Source organism: Limnohabitans curvus (assembly GCF_003063475.1).
Taxonomy (GTDB): Bacteria; Pseudomonadota; Gammaproteobacteria; order Burkholderiales; family Burkholderiaceae_C; genus Limnohabitans; species Limnohabitans curvus.
Genome location: NZ_NESP01000001.1, coordinates 1,254,694 through 1,271,838, shown reverse-complemented (window position 1 = coordinate 1,271,838; position 17,145 = coordinate 1,254,694). Strand labels below are relative to the sequence as shown.

The window sequence follows — 17,145 nt, the reverse complement described above, 5'->3', positions numbered from 1 at the left end:
CATGACTTCTTCTTTCTTTGCATCTCTTCGCTGGCGCACTTGGGGCCTTTGGCTCTTGCCGGTGTTGCTGTTGGTCCTGGCTTCCGAGCGGCCGCTTTCGATTCCAGATGAGGGGCGTTATGCGGAAGTGGGTCGATGGATGTGGATGAGTGGCGACTGGTTGACCCCGCGCATTGATGGCATTCCTTTCTTTCACAAACCACCGCTTCTGTATTGGTTCGAAGCGGCCTCGATGGCCGTGTTTGGGGCAACGCCTTGGGCTGCCCGTGTGGTGGTGGCGCTGCATGCGTGTGTGATGCTGGGCCTCATGGTGGCGTGTGTGCGCCACTTCGCTGGTGCCGAAGTGGCGCGTCGCGCAGGCTGGGTGCTGGGCACCAGCATGACGTTTTTGGTCGCAGGTCAATATGTGAATACCGACATGATGGTGGCCACATGGATGGGGGTGGCCATTTGGTGCTTTGCCCGTGCCTTCATGCATCAAGGTGGCTTGCATGTCAACTGGGCACGCGCAGGTTTTGTGGCATGCGCCTTGGGCGTGTTGAGCAAGGGCTTGATTGGTTTGCTGTTGCCAGGGCTGGTGCTGTTTGTCTGGATTGCTTACACCTGGCAGTGGCGCAAAATTTTGGCGTTGCCGTGGGTGAGTGGCTTGCTGCTCTTTGCTGCCGTCGCCTTGCCTTGGTTTGTGCTGGCTGCGCGTGAGCACCCCGATATGTTGGCCTACATGTTTGGCAAGCACCAGTTTGGCCGCTACACCGCCACCACGTTCAACAACGCACGCCCTTGGTGGTTCTACGGCGTGGCTGTGACGGTGCTGTTGTTTCCTTGGATTTTCTTTGTGGCCGCTGATGGCGTTCAGCGCGTGCGCCAACGTGTGCTTCAGCAACCCTCCAATGACAACGGTGCTTGGGTGGCGTTGTGCTGGATTTGGGTGCTGGCCATTCTTGGCTTTTTCTCTATTCCTAACTCCAAACTGATTGGCTACGCCTTGCCTGTGATGCCGCCCTTGGCCGTCTTGGCGGCTTTGTGGTGGCAGCGCCATTTGGCACCGCGCGCATGGAGCGCTTGGTTGTTCGGTGCCTTGTCGCTGGTGGGCATAGGTGTGGCCAGCTTTGCCAATCACTACGCCGGCGTGTTCACGCTAGAGCGCAGCACACGCGGCGTGGCCCAAGCGGTGGTGTGCCAAGTGGCTCCCAACGATGTGCTGGCGGTGGTGGACGACTACCCCTATGACGTGATGTTCTATGCCCAACGCCAACGCCCGATAGAGGTGATTCAAGACTGGGCGCGCGAGGAACAAGAAGCTGGCGACGACTGGCGCCGCGAACTGATGGACGGCGTGGACTTTGACAAACCCGCGGGTGCAGCGCTGCAGCCGATGTCACGCTTGGCCGAGCTGCGCACCAATGAACACGCATGGGTCCTGGCGCCGCGTTGGCGAAAGGCCTTTCGCACCGAAACCTATGCAGGCTTCACCGAGGTTTACAAAGACGATGCGTGGATTTTGTATCGCGGCTCACCGAGCGCGGCGAAAAGCCCAGAAGCGGCTGAGCAAAAAAGTCTGCGCGGATGCGAAGACCAGCGCAAAAAATAACGCCAACCAATCGGGCAAATTTAAGCCTCGCAGCAGCGCCACAAACATCACTTCGTTGGCGGCAAAACCTGCCAGCGCTGTAGCTGCAAAGCGGCGAAAGCTTTGCCACAGGCTGGTCGCGGCATCGCTGAAGCTCAAAAAACGGTGCCCTGCAAAGCTCACCACAAACGCAATGCAAAAGCCCGCCGCATTCGCGACCTCGGGCCACATGTAGGGCGTGGCCAGCATGAACACAGCCATGTGGACCGCCGCGGCTGTTGCGCCCACCACTAAAAACCAAAAACCGGTACGCATGCTTTAGACGGGGTGCGGTGGGTCGTTGTCGATCACCGCAGGCGCTGTCGCTTTGACCGGCGCCAAAGACAAGCCCGCGCCCCAACGTTGGCTCACCAAATACATGGGGCGTTGTTTCACCTCTTCGTAAATGCGACCCACGTATTCAGCCAGGATGCCAATCGACAGCAGCTGAATGCCACTGAAAAACATCATGCCCACCACCAGTGTGGCGTAGCCCGGGACATCAATGCCCCACACAAAATATTCGGCTACCACCCATGCGCCGTAGCCCAAAGCCAACATCGCCAGCATCAAGCCGGTGATGGTCAGGGCGCGCAACGGTGCGATGGAGAACGCCAATACGCCAGTCAGTGCCAACGCAAATGACCCGCGCAAACCAAAGCTGCTTTCGCCCGCCGCGCGTGGCAGCGGCTCGTAGTCAATTGCGGTGCTTGCAAAGCCGACCCAGGCGTATAACCCCTTCATGAAACGGTTGCGCTCGGGCAGCTGCTTCAGGGCCTCCACCACACGGCGGTCCATCAGGCGGAAGTCGCCCGCGTGCGCGGGAATCTTCACGCGGTTGCCCATGTTGATGAGCTTGTAAAACATACCTGTCAGCCCCGCGTGCAAGGCCGATTGGTCGTCACGTGTGCGGCGAATCGCATACACCACGTCCGAGCCCTCACGCCAGCGCTTCACCATATCGGCAACCAGCGACACAGGGTGTTGGCCGTCGGCGTCCATCAGCACGACCACCTCGCCGCGTGCGGCGTCAATGCCCGCCGTCAGTGCGGCTTCTTTGCCAAAGTTGCGCGACAGGTTGATGCCCACCACTTCGCGGTGCGCTTCGCACAAGGCTTGCATGACCTGCGCCGTGTCGTCACGGCTGCCGTCGTTGATGAGCACGATTTCCACTTGCGAACCCAGCGCCTGCAAGGCTTGCAGCACCTGCGGCACCACGGTGCCCAAGTTTTGTCCCTCGTTGTAAGCGGGCATGACGCACGACAGGGTGGGGGTGTATTGGAAACGGTCGGGTTGGGGGAGTGTGTGGGCGTCGCGCATATAGGGGTAGATCATGCCAAAAAATAAGGCGTGCCCCGTGAAAGTGAGGGCCGCCCCGTAAAATCTCGCCATGCTCCAAGTTAAACAAGAATTGCTGGCCGCTCTGAGCCAAGCCCTCGACGGTTTGTTGCCCGGTTCCGGCAACAAGGCTGCTTTTGAATCGCCCAAGGTCGCCGCGCATGGCGACTTTGCTGTGACAGCTGCCATGCAGTTGGCCAAGCCCCTCAAGCTCAACCCCCGTCAGCTCGGCGAACAGTTGCGCGACGCGTTGCTGGCTGCGCCCGTGTACCAACAGTGGGTGCAAGACATCGAGATTGCAGGCCCCGGCTTCATCAACATCCGTTTGAAGCCTGCCGCCAAGCAACAAATCGTGCGCGAGGTGTTGGCTGCCAAAGAGCAATTCGGTTTCCAAACGGACAACGGCCAGCGCGTGCTGGTCGAGTTTGTGTCTGCCAACCCCACCGGCCCGCTGCACGTGGGCCATGGCCGTCAAGCGGCCTTGGGCGATGCGATTTGTAATTTGTTTGCGACGCAAGGCTTCAACGTCTACCGCGAGTTTTATTACAACGACGCAGGCGTGCAAATCAACACATTGGCCAAGAGCACGCATTTCCGTGCCCAAGGCATCAAGCCCGGCGACGCCAGCTGGCCTGTAGACCCCGAGAACCCAGAGAGCAAAGCGTTTTACAACGGCGACTACATCCAAGACATTGCCACCGATTTCTTGGCTGGCAAAACCGTCAAGTCCGACGACCGCGAATTCACCGCCAGCGGCGATGTGAACGACGTGGACGGCATGCGCGAATTCGCCGTGGCCTACCTGCGCCACGAGCAAGACCTCGACTTGAAGGCCTTTGACGTCAAGTTTGACAATTACTACTTGGAAAGCAGCCTCTACACCAGCGGCAAGGTAGCCGATGCGGTGAGCCGCTTGCAAGCTGCTGGTAAAACTTACGAGCAAGACGGCGCCTTGTGGCTCAAGTCCACCGACTACGGCGACGACAAAGACCGTGTGATGAAAAAGACAGACGGCACGTACACCTACTTTGTGCCGGACGTGGCGTACCACATCACCAAGTGGGAGCGTGGCTTCACCAAGGTGGTCAACATCCAAGGCACCGACCACCACGGCACCATTGCCCGCGTGCGCGCTGGTTTGCAAGCCGCCAATGTGGGCATTCCTGAGGGCTACCCCGACTACGTGTTGCACACCATGGTGCGCGTGATGCGCGGCGGCGAAGAAGTGAAGATTTCTAAGCGTGCGGGCAGCTACGTGACCCTGCGCGACCTGATCGAGTGGACCAGCAAAGACGCGGTGCGTTTCTTCTTGCTGAGCCGCAAGCCCGACACCGAGTACACCTTCGACGTGGACTTGGCCGTGCAAAAGAACAACGACAACCCCGTGTACTACGTGCAATACGCACACGCCCGCATTTGCTCGGTGCTGCGCGCCTGGGCCGACAAAGACGGTGGCCATGTGGCCTCGCTCCAAGACGTGGACTTGTCTGCGCTGGAAAGCCCGCAAGCCCAAGCCCTCATGCTGCAACTGGCCAAGTACCCCGCCATGCTCTCGGCCGCATCGGCCGACTTTGCGCCGCATGACGTGACCTTCTACTTGCGCGACCTCGCCGCCAGCTACCACAGCTACTACGATGCCGAGCGCATTTTGGTGGACGACGAAGCGGTCAAAAAAGCACGCTTGGCGTTGGTGGCTGCCACCGCGCAGGTGCTGCACAATGGCTTGGCGGTGTTGGGCGTGTCTGCGCCTGCCAGCATGTAAATACGACGGAGACTTTGAGCATGAATCAGCAACGCGGTAGCACTTTGGTGGGCTTCATCATCGGTTTGGTGGTGGGCCTCGCCGTGGCCTTGGGCGTCGCGGTGTACGTGACCAAAGTGCCCATGCCTTTCATGAACAAAGGCCAAACACGTTCGGCAGACTCCGACGCTGCCGAAGCCGAGAGGAACAAAGACTGGGACCCCAACGCGCCGCTGTACGGCAAAAAGGGTGCTAAGTCCGGCGACAAAGCCGATGAAGCCAAAGCAGAGCCTAAGCCAGACGCCGCGATCAAGGTTGACCCCAAGAGTGCAGACCCCTTGGGTGATTTGGCCAAAGTGAAAGCCGCTGAACCCAAGTCAGAACCCAAAGCAAAGCCAGAGGCAAAAGCACCTGAAGCCCCGCCTGCAGAAACAAAAGCGCCCCAACCCAAAGCCGCTGAACCTGTTGCCGAGGCTAAGCCAGCCAGCACGGACCCATTCATTTACTTTGTCCAAGCTGGCGCCTATCGCAGCAATGACGAAGCCCAGGCGCAACGCGCCAAAACCGCCTTGTTGGGCCTAGACGCCAAGATCAGCGAGCGCGACCAAGGCGGCCGCACGGTCTACCGCGTGCGTGTGGGCCCCATGGACAAAGTTGAAGCCGAGCGCGTACGCGCCAAGCTCGAAGCCGCTCACATTGATTCCGCCATGGTGCGGGTGCAACGTTAAACACCAAGAGGTAACCCATGAAACGTCGTGATTTTTCTTTAGCCGCCATCAGCGCAGCGTCTGTGGCTGGTCTGCCTTTGGCTGCACAAGCACAAGGCCCTGCCGCCGCGAAAAAACCTGTAGAGGGCTCGGATTACCTGTCGCTCGACAAGCGCGTGCCGACCGATGTGGGCGCAGGCAAGATTGAGCTGATCGAGTTTTTTTGGTACAGCTGCCCGCATTGCAATTCGTTTGAACCGCAGTTTGCTGCGTGGGTCAAAGCGGCCCCCAAAGACGTGGTGGTACAGCGCGTGCCCGTGCGCTTCCGTGACGACTTTGAAGCGCAACAACGTGCCTATTACGTGTTTGAGTCGCTCGGCTTGGTGGATGCCATGCACGGCAAACTGTTCCATGCCATCCACACCGAGCGCCAGCAGCTCAACACAGCACCCGCTTTGGCGGCTTGGGCCAACAAAAATGGTTTGCCTGAGAAGAAGTTTTTGGACACCTTCAACAGCTTTGGCGTCGCCACCAAAGCACGCCGCGCCACGCAGCTGCAAGACGCGTTCAAGGTCCAAGGCGTGCCTGCCTTGGGCGTGGCTGGCCGCTTCTACACAGACGGCTCGCTGACCCAAACCATGGACCGTGCCTTGCAGGTTGCTGAATACCTGATCGGCGAAGTACGCCGCGGCCGCTAACTCCAGCTGGGTCAGCACGAAAATTGCTTTGTTGATGGTTAGAATGCCATCAACTTAACGAGCAATATTCGTGCCTTGACTTCATTTGCTTCTTTCTCCCTCGCTTTGCTGATGGCCATCGTGCCGGTAGCGGCGTCTGCAGAAAAAGCAGACCGAGAAAAACCCACACATATTGAGGCCGACAACTTAGTTCACGACGAGCTGAACCAAGTCAGTATCTTCACCGGACGTGCTGTTTTGACCCGAGGCACGATGGTCATGCGTGGTACGCGCATTGAAATGCGCGAAGACGCCGACGGTTATCAATTTGGCGTCATCTTCCCTGAACCGAACAAGCGTGCTTTCTTTCGCCAAAAGCGCGAAGGCAATGACGAGTTCATGGAAGGCGAGGCTTTGCGTATCGAATTTGATGGCAAAGCAGACCGCGTCAAACTCATCGACAACGCCGAAGTGCGCCGCTACCGCGGTGCTGTGTTGAATGACACGATGACCGGCAAACTCATCATTTATGAAAACCTGACCGATGTCTTCAGCATCGATGGCCAACGCACCGAAGCAGGTGGCAAGGCCAGCGGTGGTCGGGTGCGTGCCGTGTTGGCACCGCGCAGCAAAACCTTGGAAAAACCGTGATCGAAACGCTTTCACCCACACACACCGCTGAGACCACAGAGAGTCGTTTGGAAGCCCGCCACTTGGAAAAGTCATACGGCAGCCGCAAGGTCGTGCACGATGTGTCGATCTCTGTGAAAAAGGGTGAAGTGGTGGGTTTGCTCGGCCCCAACGGTGCAGGCAAAACTACGTCGTTCTACATGATCGTGGGTTTGGTGCGTGCCGATGGCGGCAGCATCACCATCGATGGTCAGCCGGTGGCACATTTGCCCATTCACCGCCGCTCGCGTTTGGGCTTGAGCTATTTGCCTCAAGAAGCCTCCATCTTTCGTAAACTGAATGTGGAAGACAACGTGCGCGCCGTGTTGGAGCTGCAACGCGGCGAAGACGGCAAGCCACTCAAGCACGAGGAAATTGAAACCCGCTTGACCTCGCTGCTGCAAGAGTTGCGTGTGGACCACTTGCGGGCTTCGCCCTCAGTGGCGTTGTCGGGTGGTGAGCGCCGTCGTGTGGAGATTGCACGTGCTTTGGCGACCAACCCGCGGTTCATTTTGTTGGACGAGCCGTTCGCTGGTATCGACCCAATTGCAGTGATCGAAATTCAACGCATCATTGGCTTCTTGAAGGCGCGTGGCATGGGCGTGCTCATCACCGACCATAACGTGCGCGAGACGCTGGGTATTTGCGACCACGCCTGCATCATCAGTGATGGTCGTGTGTTGGCGCAGGGCACACCAGTCGAAATCATCGAGAACGCAGATGTGCGACGTGTGTATCTCGGCGAACATTTCCGAATGTGATCTTGCATGAAACAAGGTTTATCACTTCGCGTCTCTCAACATCTGGCACTCACGCCGCAGTTGCAGCAGTCGATCCGACTGTTGCAGTTGTCTACCTTGGAGTTGAGCCAAGAGATTGAGCAAATGCTCGACGAGAACCCGTTTCTCGACAAAGAGTTTGAAGAGGCCCCACGTGAAGAGTTTGGCCTCGACAAGGCCGATGCGCCAGCGCGCGACGAAGAGATGGAGCCCATGCGCGAAGTGCCATCGCTCGATGGCGGCATGTCAGAAATCACCGTGGACAACACGGCCAGCGATACCGAACCCAGCGTGGACGGTGTGGCCGAAAGCTGGGATGGCGATGGCAGCGTAGAGTTTTCTGCTGACGATTCCGAGTGGGGCGGTGACGCACCCGCCAGCAATAACAACAACACGGCCGACAGCGACACCGCCGACGCCACCGAGTTGGCGCGCATGCAAGAGTCGCTCACCTCGCATTTGCACCGTCAAGCGCTGGCCTTGCGCCTGAGCCCCACCGACCAAGCGGCCTTGCGCTACTTGATTGAAAACCTCAACGACGACGGCTACCTCGAAGACACGCTGCGCAGCTTGGCCGAAGGTTTGGGTGGTGACGACGAAGAGGAAATTGAAGAACTTGAACACCGCTTCCAAGTGGCCTTGTCTTTGCTGCAAAGCCTAGAGCCTGTGGGCGTGGGTGCGCGTGACTTGGCTGAGTGTTTGACGCTGCAACTGAAAGCTTTGACGCCCAAAGGCGAAGAAGCTTTGCAGATTCGCGACACGGCCATTCGCATGTGCAAGCAGCCCATGGAGATGTTGGCCAAGCGCGATTTCAAACGCTTGGCGGTCATCGTGGGGGACAGCGAGACCAACGTCAAGGTGGCGATTGCGCTGATTGCTCGCCTAGAGCCCAAGCCTGGTCGCCGTTTTGCCGATGTGGAGCGCCATGTGGTAGTGCCCGATGTGTTGGTGACACGCGTGGGCAAGTCCACCACGGCGCCCAAATTCAAGGTGGCGCTGAACCCCGATGTGATGCCTCGCTTACGTGTGCACGACATCTACGCCAATGCCCTCAGAGGCGGCAAAGGCGAAGCACATGCTGGGTTGCAGCAGCGCCTACAAGAAGCGCGTTGGTTTATCAAAAACATCCAGCAACGCTTTGACACCATCTTGCGTGTCAGCAATGCGATTGCCGAACGCCAAAAAAACTTCTTCGTGCACGGCGAACTCGCCATGCGTCCCATGGTCTTGCGCGAGATTGCTGAGGAGCTGGGTCTTCATGAGTCAACCATCAGCCGCGTCACGACCAACAAGTACATGAGCACGCCTTTTGGCACCTTTGAACTCAAGTACTTCTTCGGCTCGGGGTTGGAGACAGACAGCGGTAACAACGCTTCCAGCACGGCCGTGCGTGCGCTCATCAAGCAATTTGTGGCGAGCGAAAACCCCAAAAAGCCGCTGTCGGATAATCAGCTCTCCGAAATGCTCAAAGAGCAAGGCATTGAGTGCGCCCGCCGCACCGTGGCCAAATACCGTGAGGCGCTGCGCATTGCGCCCACGACATTGCGCAAGGCCCTCTGATAACTTGCGGGACAGGCCCAATTTGCGCTGTCCTCAACTGGTGAAACTATGAATCAATTACATCTCTTCTTGCCCTGTGCGGCAGGCGTCGAATCCTATTTGGCCGAGGAAGTGCGCCGCATCACCGGTGTGGGCGACGACGACTTGCGCGCCTTCCGTGCTGGCGTGATGGTGCGCGCTTCGTGGCGCGATGTGTTGTTGCTCAACCTGCACAGCCGCTTGGCGCAGCGCGTGTTGGTGGAGTTGTCGCACACCCAATATCGCCAAGAGGAAGATCTGTACCGCGCGGCCTGCGAGGTGGCGTGGGAGCTGTGGTTCTCGCCCAAAGAATCTTTCAAAATCGAAATCACCGCGCAGCACAGCCCGCTCAAGAGCTTGAACTTTGCGGCGCTCAAAATCAAAGATGCAGTGGCCGACCGCTTCCGTCATAAGTTTGGTGTGCGCCCTGACGTCAACACGCAATGGCCCGATGCGCGCATCTACGCCCATCTGACCACCGAAAATTGCACGCTGTATATCGACACCTCGGGCGAGCCCTTGTTCAAGCGCGGCTGGCGCGCTGACAAAGGCGATGCGCCTTTGAAAGAAACCCTTGCCGCAGCCATGTTGGCCGCTAGCGGTTGGAGCCAAGGCGACGGCACAGCGGCCAACCCAGAAGGCCTCGTGGCCCAAGGCGTTCCGCTGTATGACCCTTGCTGCGGCAGCGGCACCATCGCGGTGGAAGCCGCGCAAATCGCCTGCAACATTGCACCAGGTTCGATGCGCAAATTTGGTTTCCAAAAACTCATTCCTTATCAAGAGCACGTGTGGCACGGCTTGCTTGACAACGCCCGTGCGCAAGAGTGCGAGCCGCGTGCGCCGATTTACGGCAGTGACGTGGCCTTTCGTATGGTTGACTTCGCGCAGCGCAACGCCGAGCGCGCAGGCGTGGCCCACGCCGTGCAGCTGCGCGGTGGCGATGCCTTGCAACGCATGCCCCCCAGTGATGTGCCGGGCGTGATGCTGGTCAATCCACCGTACGGCGAACGTATCGAAGCCGCAGGCATTGCAGGCGCGGCGCGGCGTGCGCGCTACTCGCCGCCCACCGAATATGTGTCGCCCTACGAAGACGTCAACCAAAACGGCGATGCAGGTTTTGATGACGAATCGTTTGGCAATGGCATGGTGCGCGACGACGTGCCACGCTTTGGCGCACGCGACATTGCGCAGACCGAAGATGGTGGCGATTTCTTCGCGCAACTCGCGAGCCATTGGAAGAAAAACTACCCCGGCTGGACGGCATGGATGTTGACGCCCGACCTTAAGCTGCCAAGCCGCATGCGTTTCAAAGAATCGCGCCGCGTGCCCATGTGGAACGGCCCGATTGAGTGCCGCATGTTCCGCTTTGACTTGCGTGCGGGTTCGATGCGCAACAAGCCCAACGACGCGCAGCCCCCAGAGGGCAACGCGCCGTCAACATCGTGAGCGGCGCTGTCGATGTAGCACCCGCGCGCGTGGTGCTTGACACCAACATCGTGCTCGACCTGTGGCTCTACCAAGACGCGGCCACGCCGGTGTTGTTGGCGGCGCTCACAAACAAGACGGTGCAATGGCTGGCCACGCAAGTCATGCGTGACGAGCTAGAGCGCGTGTTGGCCTACACCCACATCGTCAAACGGTTGGCGTTTAGTCAGCTCACTGCTGAGGACATCTTGGCGAAGTTTGATGCCCATGCGCGCCTGGCGCCGATTGCGCCTAAAGCGCTGTTTGTGTGCAAAGACGGTGATGACCAAAAATTCATCGACCTAGCGGCACAACACACCACTCAACTCATCAGCAAAGACAAAGCGGTGTTGACCATGCGTAACCGCATGGCGCGTTTGGGTGTGGCGGTGGGTAAGATTTTTCCAGCGACTTTGCCGGTTTGATCAGTGCTGTTGGATTAAGTTCAGCAAAGTGTTCAGCGCATGTTGTGTCGTGGCTTCGCGCACCGCAGCGCGGTCGCCAGCGAAGTGCATCAACTCAGTTTTGACCCACGCGGTTTCAGCGCCCAATGTGGGGCCAGCATCGCTCGGGGTGGCCCACGCCAACCACACCGTGCCCACAGGCTTGTCTGCCGAACCCCCTGTGGGGCCTGCCACACCCGTCACAGCCACAGACACTTGTGCGCGTGAGTGGCGCAAAGCGCCCAAGGCCATCGCTTGTGCGACGGCTTCACTCACAGCGCCATGCTGGGCAATCAACGCAGCGTCCACGCTCAGCATCTCGTGTTTGGCTTCGTTCGAGTAGGTCACAAAGCCGCGTTCAAACCAGTTGCTAGAGCCGGATAAATCCGTGCAGTTCGCGGCAATCAGGCCGCCCGTACAACTCTCGGCGGTGGCCAGCATCCAACCGTGCTGTTGCAACACGTCGGCGAGTTGTTCGGTCACAGTGTGTGAACTCATAACGACCTCCAAATAGCGATGACCAACAAGGTACAAAACGCAGCCACCAAGTCATCAAAGATGATGCCCCAGCCCCCACGCCACCCCAAGCCTTTGAACAGGCTGTCGGCCCAGCGCACAGGGCCAGGCTTGGCCGCATCAAAGTAGCGAAACAAGACAAACGCACCCAGTTGGCCCCAAAACGTGGTGGGCGTCACCAGCCACAGCACCAACCAAAACGCAATCACTTCGTCCCACACAATCGCGCCGGGATCAGCCACACCCATGTGCTGCGCGGTGACGGTGCAAGCCCACCAACCGACCAACGTGGACGCCGCAATCAGCATGCCCATTTGTAGCGGGGTCAACCAAATTTGCAAGAGTAAAAACACGGCCCATGCCCACAAGGTGCCTGCTGTGCCCGGTGCCAAACGCGACAGGCCAGAGCCTGCGCCGAGTGCAATGAAGTGGGCGGGGTGGGAGAGTAAAAAACGGCGGTTCAGCATCTGAGGCCTGTCATGCGAAGTGGTCAAACGACGCAAAGCGTTTGGCAATGGGTTGACCTTGCGGGTCAAGTACCACCAAGCCAAGTTCTTGTGTGATGCGGCCAATGCGTGTAACGGGCGTATGGGTTTCCCATGCGGCGGCATGCACCAGTTCGCGTTGGTTCACGGGTGCGGTGAAGCACAGCTCGTAGTCGTCGCCGCCCGACAAGGCGAACTCTAGGCGTTTGTTCCAAGGCAGCTCGGCCAGCACGGGCGTGATGCCTGCGGGCAAGCGTGCTTCGCCAAAGCTGCCTGCGGCTTGCAGCCATGTGGTGTCAATCTGCGCGCCCACGCCTGAGCGTTTGAGGATGTGGCCTAGGTCGCCCAACAAACCATCGCTCACATCAATGGCCGCGTTAGCTACGGCGCGCAGTGCGCTGCCCAGTGCCACGCGTGGCGTGGGTTGCTCCATGCGCAAACGCGCTTGCTCGAAGGCTTCGCCCGACAGGGCGTGCGTGCCACGGAATACTTCGAGTGCCAAGCGCGCATCGCCCACTGTGCCGCTGATGTAAATGTCGTCGCCCACTTGTGCGTTTTGGCGCAGCAGCGCATCGCCTGGGGGCACTTCACCAAAGGCGGTGATGCAAATATTCAGCGGTCCTTGCGTGGTGTCGCCGCCCACCAGCTCGCAGCCGTGGGCATCGGCCAAGCGCAGCAAGCCGCTGGAAAAACCTGCGAGCCATGCTTCGTCCACGCGTGGCAAAGAGAGCGCGAGGGTGAAGGCCAAAGGCTCTGCGCCCACAGCAGCCAAATCGCTCAGGTTCACCGCCAAGGCTTTGTGGCCCAAACGGGCGGGGTCGACTGTGCTTAAGAAGTGGCGGCCTTCCACCAACATGTCGCTCGACACAGCGAGTTGCATGCCGGGTGTGGTGTTGAGCAATGCGCAATCGTCACCCACGCCGAGTGCGGCTTTGTGTGTGGGGCGCTTGAAGTAGCGCTCGATGAGGTCAAATTCACCCATGACGTTTGGCCTCAGTGCAAGTTGCGGTTGCCCGGCTCATCGCTGAGCGCATCGAGCACAAACATGGGAATGTCGACATCAAACTTTTCCCCGTCTTCAGCCACGCAAAAGTAGCTGCCGTGCATGGTGCCCGTGGGCGTGCGCAGGCGTGTGCCGCTGGTGTACTCAAACTGTTCACCGGGCTGCAGCAAGGGCTGGTGGCCCACCACGCCTAGGCCTTTGATTTTTTCGTGCGTGCCGTTGGCGTCGTTCACGTTCCAGGTGCGCGAGATGAGCTGTGCCGCCACATGGCCCGCGTTGGTGATGGTGATCGTGTAGGCGAAGGTGTACAAGCCACCATCGGGGTCGGACTGCTCAGGCAGGTATTGCGGGTGAACTTCGACTTGGAATTTGTAGCGTGGCATGGGGTGATTTTGGCCTAAGCCAGCTGCCCCTCTCGGAGGGTGAAATAATCACCCCATGACCAGCCCACGCACCCCATTCAACATCGCGCCCTCCATCTTGTCTGCCGATTTCGCCCGTTTGGGTGATGAAGTGAAAAACGTCATCGCCGCTGGCGCTGATTGGATTCACTTTGACGTGATGGACAACCACTATGTGCCCAACCTCACGTTTGGCCCCATGATTTGCCAAGCCTTGAAGCCGCACGCCAAAACGCCAGCCGGCGTGGCCGTGCCCATCGACGTGCATTTGATGATTTCGCCTGTGGATGCTTTGGCCGCTTCGTTTGCCGAAGCCGGTGCTGACTACATCAGCTTCCATCCAGACGCGAGCGCTCATGTGCACCGCAGCATCCAAGCCATCAAGAGCAAGGGCGTAAAAGCGGGTTTGGTGTTCAACCCAGCCGAGTCACTGGACGTGTTGAAGTGGACGATTGATGAGATTGACCTGATCCTCATCATGAGCGTCAACCCCGGCTTTGGCGGCCAAAGCTTCATCGATTCTGCGCTGCACAAAGTCGAGCTGGCCCGTGAGTGGATTGAGCGCAGCGGCAAAGACATTCGCCTTGAGGTGGACGGCGGCATCAAGCCCGACAACATCCGCCAAGTGGCCGATGCAGGCGCCGACACCTTTGTGGCGGGCAGCGCGATTTTTGGCAAGCCTGACTACAAAGCGGTGATTGACCAAATGCGTGTGGCTTTGGCCTAATGTTTCGTCAATTGCAAGCCGCCATCGTTGATCTTGACGGCACGATGGTCGACACCTTGGGCGATTTTGAAATCGCACTGAACCGTTCGCTGGCAGATTTAGATTTGCCGTGCGTGACCCGCGCCTTGGTTGAGCGCACGGTAGGCAAAGGCTCTGAACATTTGATTCGGTCGGTGCTGGCCCATCAGTTGGCGTTGCCGGAAGTCAAAGGCCTGACCAATGTATGCGGTGCACGCAGTGTGGAGAACTTGTACGAAGCCGCTTGGCAGCGTTACCAGTACCACTACCTCGCCATCAACGGCGAGTTCGCGCTTGTGTATCCGGGCGTGGTTGAAGGCTTGCAACAGTTGCGCGAAGCGGGTTTGCAACTGGCGTGCCTGACCAACAAGCCCTTGTCATTTGCCAAGCCTTTGCTGCAAGCCAAAGGCTTGGATTCGTTTTTCACCCACGTTTTTGGTGGTGACAGCTTTGAGCGCAAAAAGCCAGACCCGCTGCCCTTGCTCAAAACCTGCGAGGCCTTGGGCGTGAGCCCCAAGCAAGCGTTGATGGTGGGCGATTCCAGCAACGACGCCCAAGCCGCCCGTGCCGCGGGCTGCCCCGTGGTGTTGGTGCGCTATGGCTACAACCACGGCGAGCCCGTGGATGGCGTGGATGCCGACGCCCACGTGGATACCCTGACCCACATCACGCAAGCGCTGGCCCGCTTGGGTTGAGCGTTTGCTAAACTGAGCCCATGTTCATTCATCGCAGCACTGTCACAGGTTGTCACGACCGGGGAGCTTGGCCCTGGCGTACGCCGTCGTTTGCGCTCGTCTAAAGCACGCCTTGCCGTGCCCGCGCTGATGCACTTTTTTGCTGCTCAGCACTTGTCCGAATGAACGCCCCAAGGCTTATGGGGCAGAGCTGTGGAGGCTCACGATGACTGAAACCGAATTCAAACAATTGGCCCAAGAGGGCTACAACCGCATCCCGTTGGTGGCCGAGGCCTTTGCCGACTTAGAAACTCCGCTTTCGCTTTATTTAAAACTGGCCCATGTGCAAAACAAGGGCGAGCGCAGCTTTTTGCTGGAGTCTGTGGTGGGGGGCGAGCGCTTTGGGCGCTACAGCTTCATTGGTTTGCCCGCCCGCACCTTGCTGCGTGCCAGTGGTTTTGGCGAAGCTGCCAAGACCGAGGTGGTCACCGATGGCGTGGTGGTCGAAACCCATGCGGGCAACCCGCTGGACTTTGTGGCCGATTACCAAAAGCGTTTCAAAGTGGCGCTGCGCCAAGGTTTGCCGCGTTTTTGCGGTGGCTTGGCGGGCTACTTTGGCTATGACACGGTGCGCCACATCGAAAAGAAATTGGTGCACTCCTGCCCGCCCGATGACCTCGGCATGCCCGACATCTTGCTGCTGCAAACCGAAGAGTTGGCGGTGATTGACAACCTTTCAGGCAAGCTCTCGCTCATCGTCTACGCAGACCCCGCGCAGCCCAATGCCTACGCCAAAGCCCATGCGCGTTTGGCGGAGTTGAAGCTGCGCCTGAAAGCGCCTGCGCAAGCCCCATCCATTGCGCCTTGCGCCAGCCACCCCGCCGAGCGCAGTTTTGCAAAAGACGATTATTTGGCGGCAGTGCTGCGCGCCAAAGACCTGATTGCAGCTGGCGACTTCATGCAAGTGCAAGTGGGACAACGTATTCACAAAAAATTCACGGCCAGCCCCCTGTCGTTGTACCGTGCGCTGCGTTCTTTGAACCCCAGTCCCTACATGTATTACTACAACCTCGGCGACGCCTACGTGGTGGGCGCATCGCCTGAGATTTTGGTGCGTCAAGAGTCCACGCCCGAAGGGCAAAAAGTCACCATCCGCCCCTTGGCTGGTACGCGCCCACGCGGTGCGACGCCTGAGGCGGACAAGGCGGCTGAAGTGGAACTCATCAACGACCCCAAAGAACGTGCCGAGCATGTGATGTTGATTGACCTCGCGCGCAACGACATTGGCCGCATCGCCAAAACAGGCAGCGTCAAAGTGACCGAGGCCTTTGTGGTGGAGCGCTACAGCCATGTGATGCACATCGTGAGCAACGTGGAAGGCTTGTTGCTCGACGGCGCAGATGGTCAGCCGCTGACCAGCATGGATGTGCTCAAAGCCACGTTCCCTGCGGGCACGCTGACGGGTGCGCCTAAGGTGCATGCGATGGAATTGATTGACCAGCTCGAACCCACCAAGCGCGGTTTGTACGGCGGTGCGTGTGGCTACTTGAGTTTTGCCGGCGACATGGATGTGGCGATTGCCATTCGCACGGGCATCATCAAAAACGACACGCTCTATGTGCAAGCCGCCGCCGGTGTGGTGGCTGACTCGGTGCCCGAGTTGGAGTGGAGAGAAACAGAACACAAAGCGCGCGCCCTGTTGCGTGCCAGCGAATTGGTTGAGGAGGGTTTGGAATGAAAAAACTCAAACTCCTCATGGTCGACAACTACGACAGCTTCACCTTCAACATCGTTCAATACTTTGGAGAGTTGGGTGCTGAGGTCGAGGTGTTTCGCAACGACGAGATCACATTGGAGGGTATTGCGGCACGCAAGCCGGACCGTTTGGTGATTTCGCCTGGCCCTTGCTCGCCAGCTGAGGCGGGTATCTCGGTGGCGGCCATTCAACACTTTGCGGGCAAGCTGCCTATCTTGGGTGTGTGTTTGGGCCACCAAAGCATTGGCGCTGCGTTTGGCGGCAACATCATTCGTGCGCAAGAGTTGATGCATGGCAAGACCAGCGTCATCACCACCACGCAAGAGGGGGTATTTGCTGGGTTGCCCGAGAAGTTCACGGTCAACCGTTACCACTCGCTCGCGATTGAGCGTGCGTCTTGCCCCTCGTGCCTCAAGGTCACGGCGTGGACAGATGACGGCGAAATCATGGGTGTACGCCATACCGAGTTAGACATTCAGGGCGTGCAGTTTCACCCTGAATCCATCCTCACCGAGCATGGCCACGCCATGCTGAAAAACTTTTTGTAAAGGCTGGCTATG

At 58.8% G+C, this 17,145-nt stretch carries 19 protein-coding genes; 13 read left to right on the top strand and 6 right to left on the bottom strand.

Annotation, left to right across the window (positions count from 1 at the left end; all coding sequences use genetic code 11):
- Position 1: 1 nt before the first annotated feature.
- Positions 2-1,591, top strand: a complete 1,590-nt coding sequence (locus B9Z44_RS06415; RefSeq protein ID WP_108401980.1) for an ArnT family glycosyltransferase — start codon at positions 2-4, stop codon at positions 1,589-1,591.
- Here the strand turns inward: B9Z44_RS06415 and B9Z44_RS06410 are convergent.
- Both B9Z44_RS06410 and B9Z44_RS06405 read right to left on the bottom strand, forming a co-directional pair.
- Positions 1,514-1,885 (bottom strand): GtrA family protein, encoded by a 372-nt coding sequence (locus B9Z44_RS06410; RefSeq protein WP_108360440.1) that lies wholly within the window; start codon positions 1,883-1,885, stop codon positions 1,514-1,516. The genes B9Z44_RS06415 and B9Z44_RS06410 overlap by 78 nt on opposite strands.
- Positions 1,886-1,888: 3 nt before the next feature.
- Complete coding sequence (locus tag B9Z44_RS06405) at positions 1,889-2,944, bottom strand: glycosyltransferase family 2 protein (RefSeq protein ID WP_245912772.1); 1,056 nt, start codon at positions 2,942-2,944, stop codon at positions 1,889-1,891.
- 55 nt (positions 2,945-2,999) lie between these two features.
- Between B9Z44_RS06405 and argS the strand changes: the two genes are divergently transcribed.
- The 8 genes from argS to B9Z44_RS06365 all read left to right on the top strand — a co-directional run bounded on the left by argS (position 3,000) and on the right by B9Z44_RS06365 (position 10,987).
- Positions 3,000-4,709, top strand: a complete 1,710-nt coding sequence (argS, locus tag B9Z44_RS06400) for an arginine--tRNA ligase (RefSeq protein WP_108360442.1) — start codon at positions 3,000-3,002, stop codon at positions 4,707-4,709.
- 20 nt (positions 4,710-4,729) lie between these two features.
- Positions 4,730-5,416: an SPOR domain-containing protein gene (locus tag B9Z44_RS06395; RefSeq protein ID WP_108401979.1), complete on the top strand. Its 687-nt coding sequence runs from the start codon at positions 4,730-4,732 to the stop codon at positions 5,414-5,416.
- 17 nt (positions 5,417-5,433) lie between these two features.
- The gene (locus B9Z44_RS06390; protein ID WP_108360446.1) at positions 5,434-6,093 is read left to right on the top strand and encodes a thiol:disulfide interchange protein DsbA/DsbL; all 660 of its coding nucleotides are present in this window, start codon (positions 5,434-5,436) and stop codon (positions 6,091-6,093) included.
- Positions 6,094-6,204: 111 nt separating this feature from the next.
- Positions 6,205-6,723: a lipopolysaccharide transport periplasmic protein LptA gene (lptA, locus tag B9Z44_RS06385; protein WP_108360448.1), complete on the top strand. Its 519-nt coding sequence runs from the start codon at positions 6,205-6,207 to the stop codon at positions 6,721-6,723.
- Complete coding sequence (gene lptB, locus B9Z44_RS06380; protein ID WP_108360450.1) at positions 6,720-7,502, top strand: LPS export ABC transporter ATP-binding protein; 783 nt, start codon at positions 6,720-6,722, stop codon at positions 7,500-7,502. Before lptA ends, lptB begins: the two co-directional genes overlap by 4 nt.
- Before the next feature lie 6 nt (positions 7,503-7,508).
- Entirely contained in the window at positions 7,509-9,080 is a 1,572-nt protein-coding gene (locus tag B9Z44_RS06375) for an RNA polymerase factor sigma-54 (protein ID WP_108401978.1), read from the top strand.
- 48 nt (positions 9,081-9,128) lie between these two features.
- Positions 9,129-10,544: a THUMP domain-containing class I SAM-dependent RNA methyltransferase gene (locus tag B9Z44_RS06370; RefSeq protein ID WP_108360454.1), complete on the top strand. Its 1,416-nt coding sequence runs from the start codon at positions 9,129-9,131 to the stop codon at positions 10,542-10,544.
- Positions 10,541-10,987 (top strand): putative toxin-antitoxin system toxin component, PIN family, encoded by a 447-nt coding sequence (locus B9Z44_RS06365; protein ID WP_233246975.1) that lies wholly within the window; start codon positions 10,541-10,543, stop codon positions 10,985-10,987. Before B9Z44_RS06370 ends, B9Z44_RS06365 begins: the two co-directional genes overlap by 4 nt.
- Here B9Z44_RS06365 and B9Z44_RS06360 read toward each other — a convergent pair whose 3' ends face one another.
- From B9Z44_RS06360 to apaG, 4 genes are read right to left on the bottom strand one after another with little or no spacing between them, the layout of a single operon-like run.
- The gene (locus B9Z44_RS06360) at positions 10,988-11,503 is read right to left on the bottom strand and encodes a CinA family protein (RefSeq protein WP_108360458.1); all 516 of its coding nucleotides are present in this window, start codon (positions 11,501-11,503) and stop codon (positions 10,988-10,990) included.
- A complete protein-coding gene (locus B9Z44_RS06355; protein ID WP_108360460.1) occupies positions 11,500-11,988 on the bottom strand; it encodes a phosphatidylglycerophosphatase A family protein in 489 nt (162 codons plus the stop codon). Before B9Z44_RS06355 ends, B9Z44_RS06360 begins: the two co-directional genes overlap by 4 nt.
- A 10-nt stretch (positions 11,989-11,998) precedes the next feature.
- A complete protein-coding gene (thiL, locus tag B9Z44_RS06350; protein WP_108360462.1) occupies positions 11,999-12,988 on the bottom strand; it encodes a thiamine-phosphate kinase in 990 nt (329 codons plus the stop codon).
- An 11-nt stretch (positions 12,989-12,999) separates the two neighbouring features.
- The gene (apaG, locus tag B9Z44_RS06345; protein ID WP_108360464.1) at positions 13,000-13,392 is read right to left on the bottom strand and encodes a Co2+/Mg2+ efflux protein ApaG; all 393 of its coding nucleotides are present in this window, start codon (positions 13,390-13,392) and stop codon (positions 13,000-13,002) included.
- Positions 13,393-13,447: 55 nt separating this feature from the next.
- Here apaG and rpe point away from each other — a divergent pair, with 55 nt between their 5' ends.
- From rpe to B9Z44_RS06325, 4 genes are all read left to right on the top strand, one after another.
- Positions 13,448-14,137 (top strand): ribulose-phosphate 3-epimerase, encoded by a 690-nt coding sequence (gene rpe, locus B9Z44_RS06340; RefSeq protein WP_108360466.1) that lies wholly within the window; start codon positions 13,448-13,450, stop codon positions 14,135-14,137.
- Entirely contained in the window at positions 14,137-14,850 is a 714-nt protein-coding gene (gene gph / locus B9Z44_RS06335; protein WP_108360468.1) for a phosphoglycolate phosphatase, read from the top strand. The genes rpe and gph overlap by 1 nt, the downstream gene beginning before the upstream one ends.
- A gap of 205 nt (positions 14,851-15,055) precedes the next feature.
- Positions 15,056-16,567, top strand: coding sequence for an anthranilate synthase component I (gene trpE, locus B9Z44_RS06330; protein ID WP_108360470.1), 1,512 nt, complete (start codon positions 15,056-15,058; stop codon positions 16,565-16,567).
- Positions 16,564-17,133 carry an anthranilate synthase component II gene (locus tag B9Z44_RS06325; protein ID WP_108360472.1) on the top strand — a complete coding sequence of 190 codons (570 nt, stop codon included), beginning with the start codon at positions 16,564-16,566 and terminating at the stop codon, positions 17,131-17,133. The genes trpE and B9Z44_RS06325 overlap by 4 nt, the downstream gene beginning before the upstream one ends.
- The last annotated feature ends 12 nt before the right edge of the window (positions 17,134-17,145 follow it).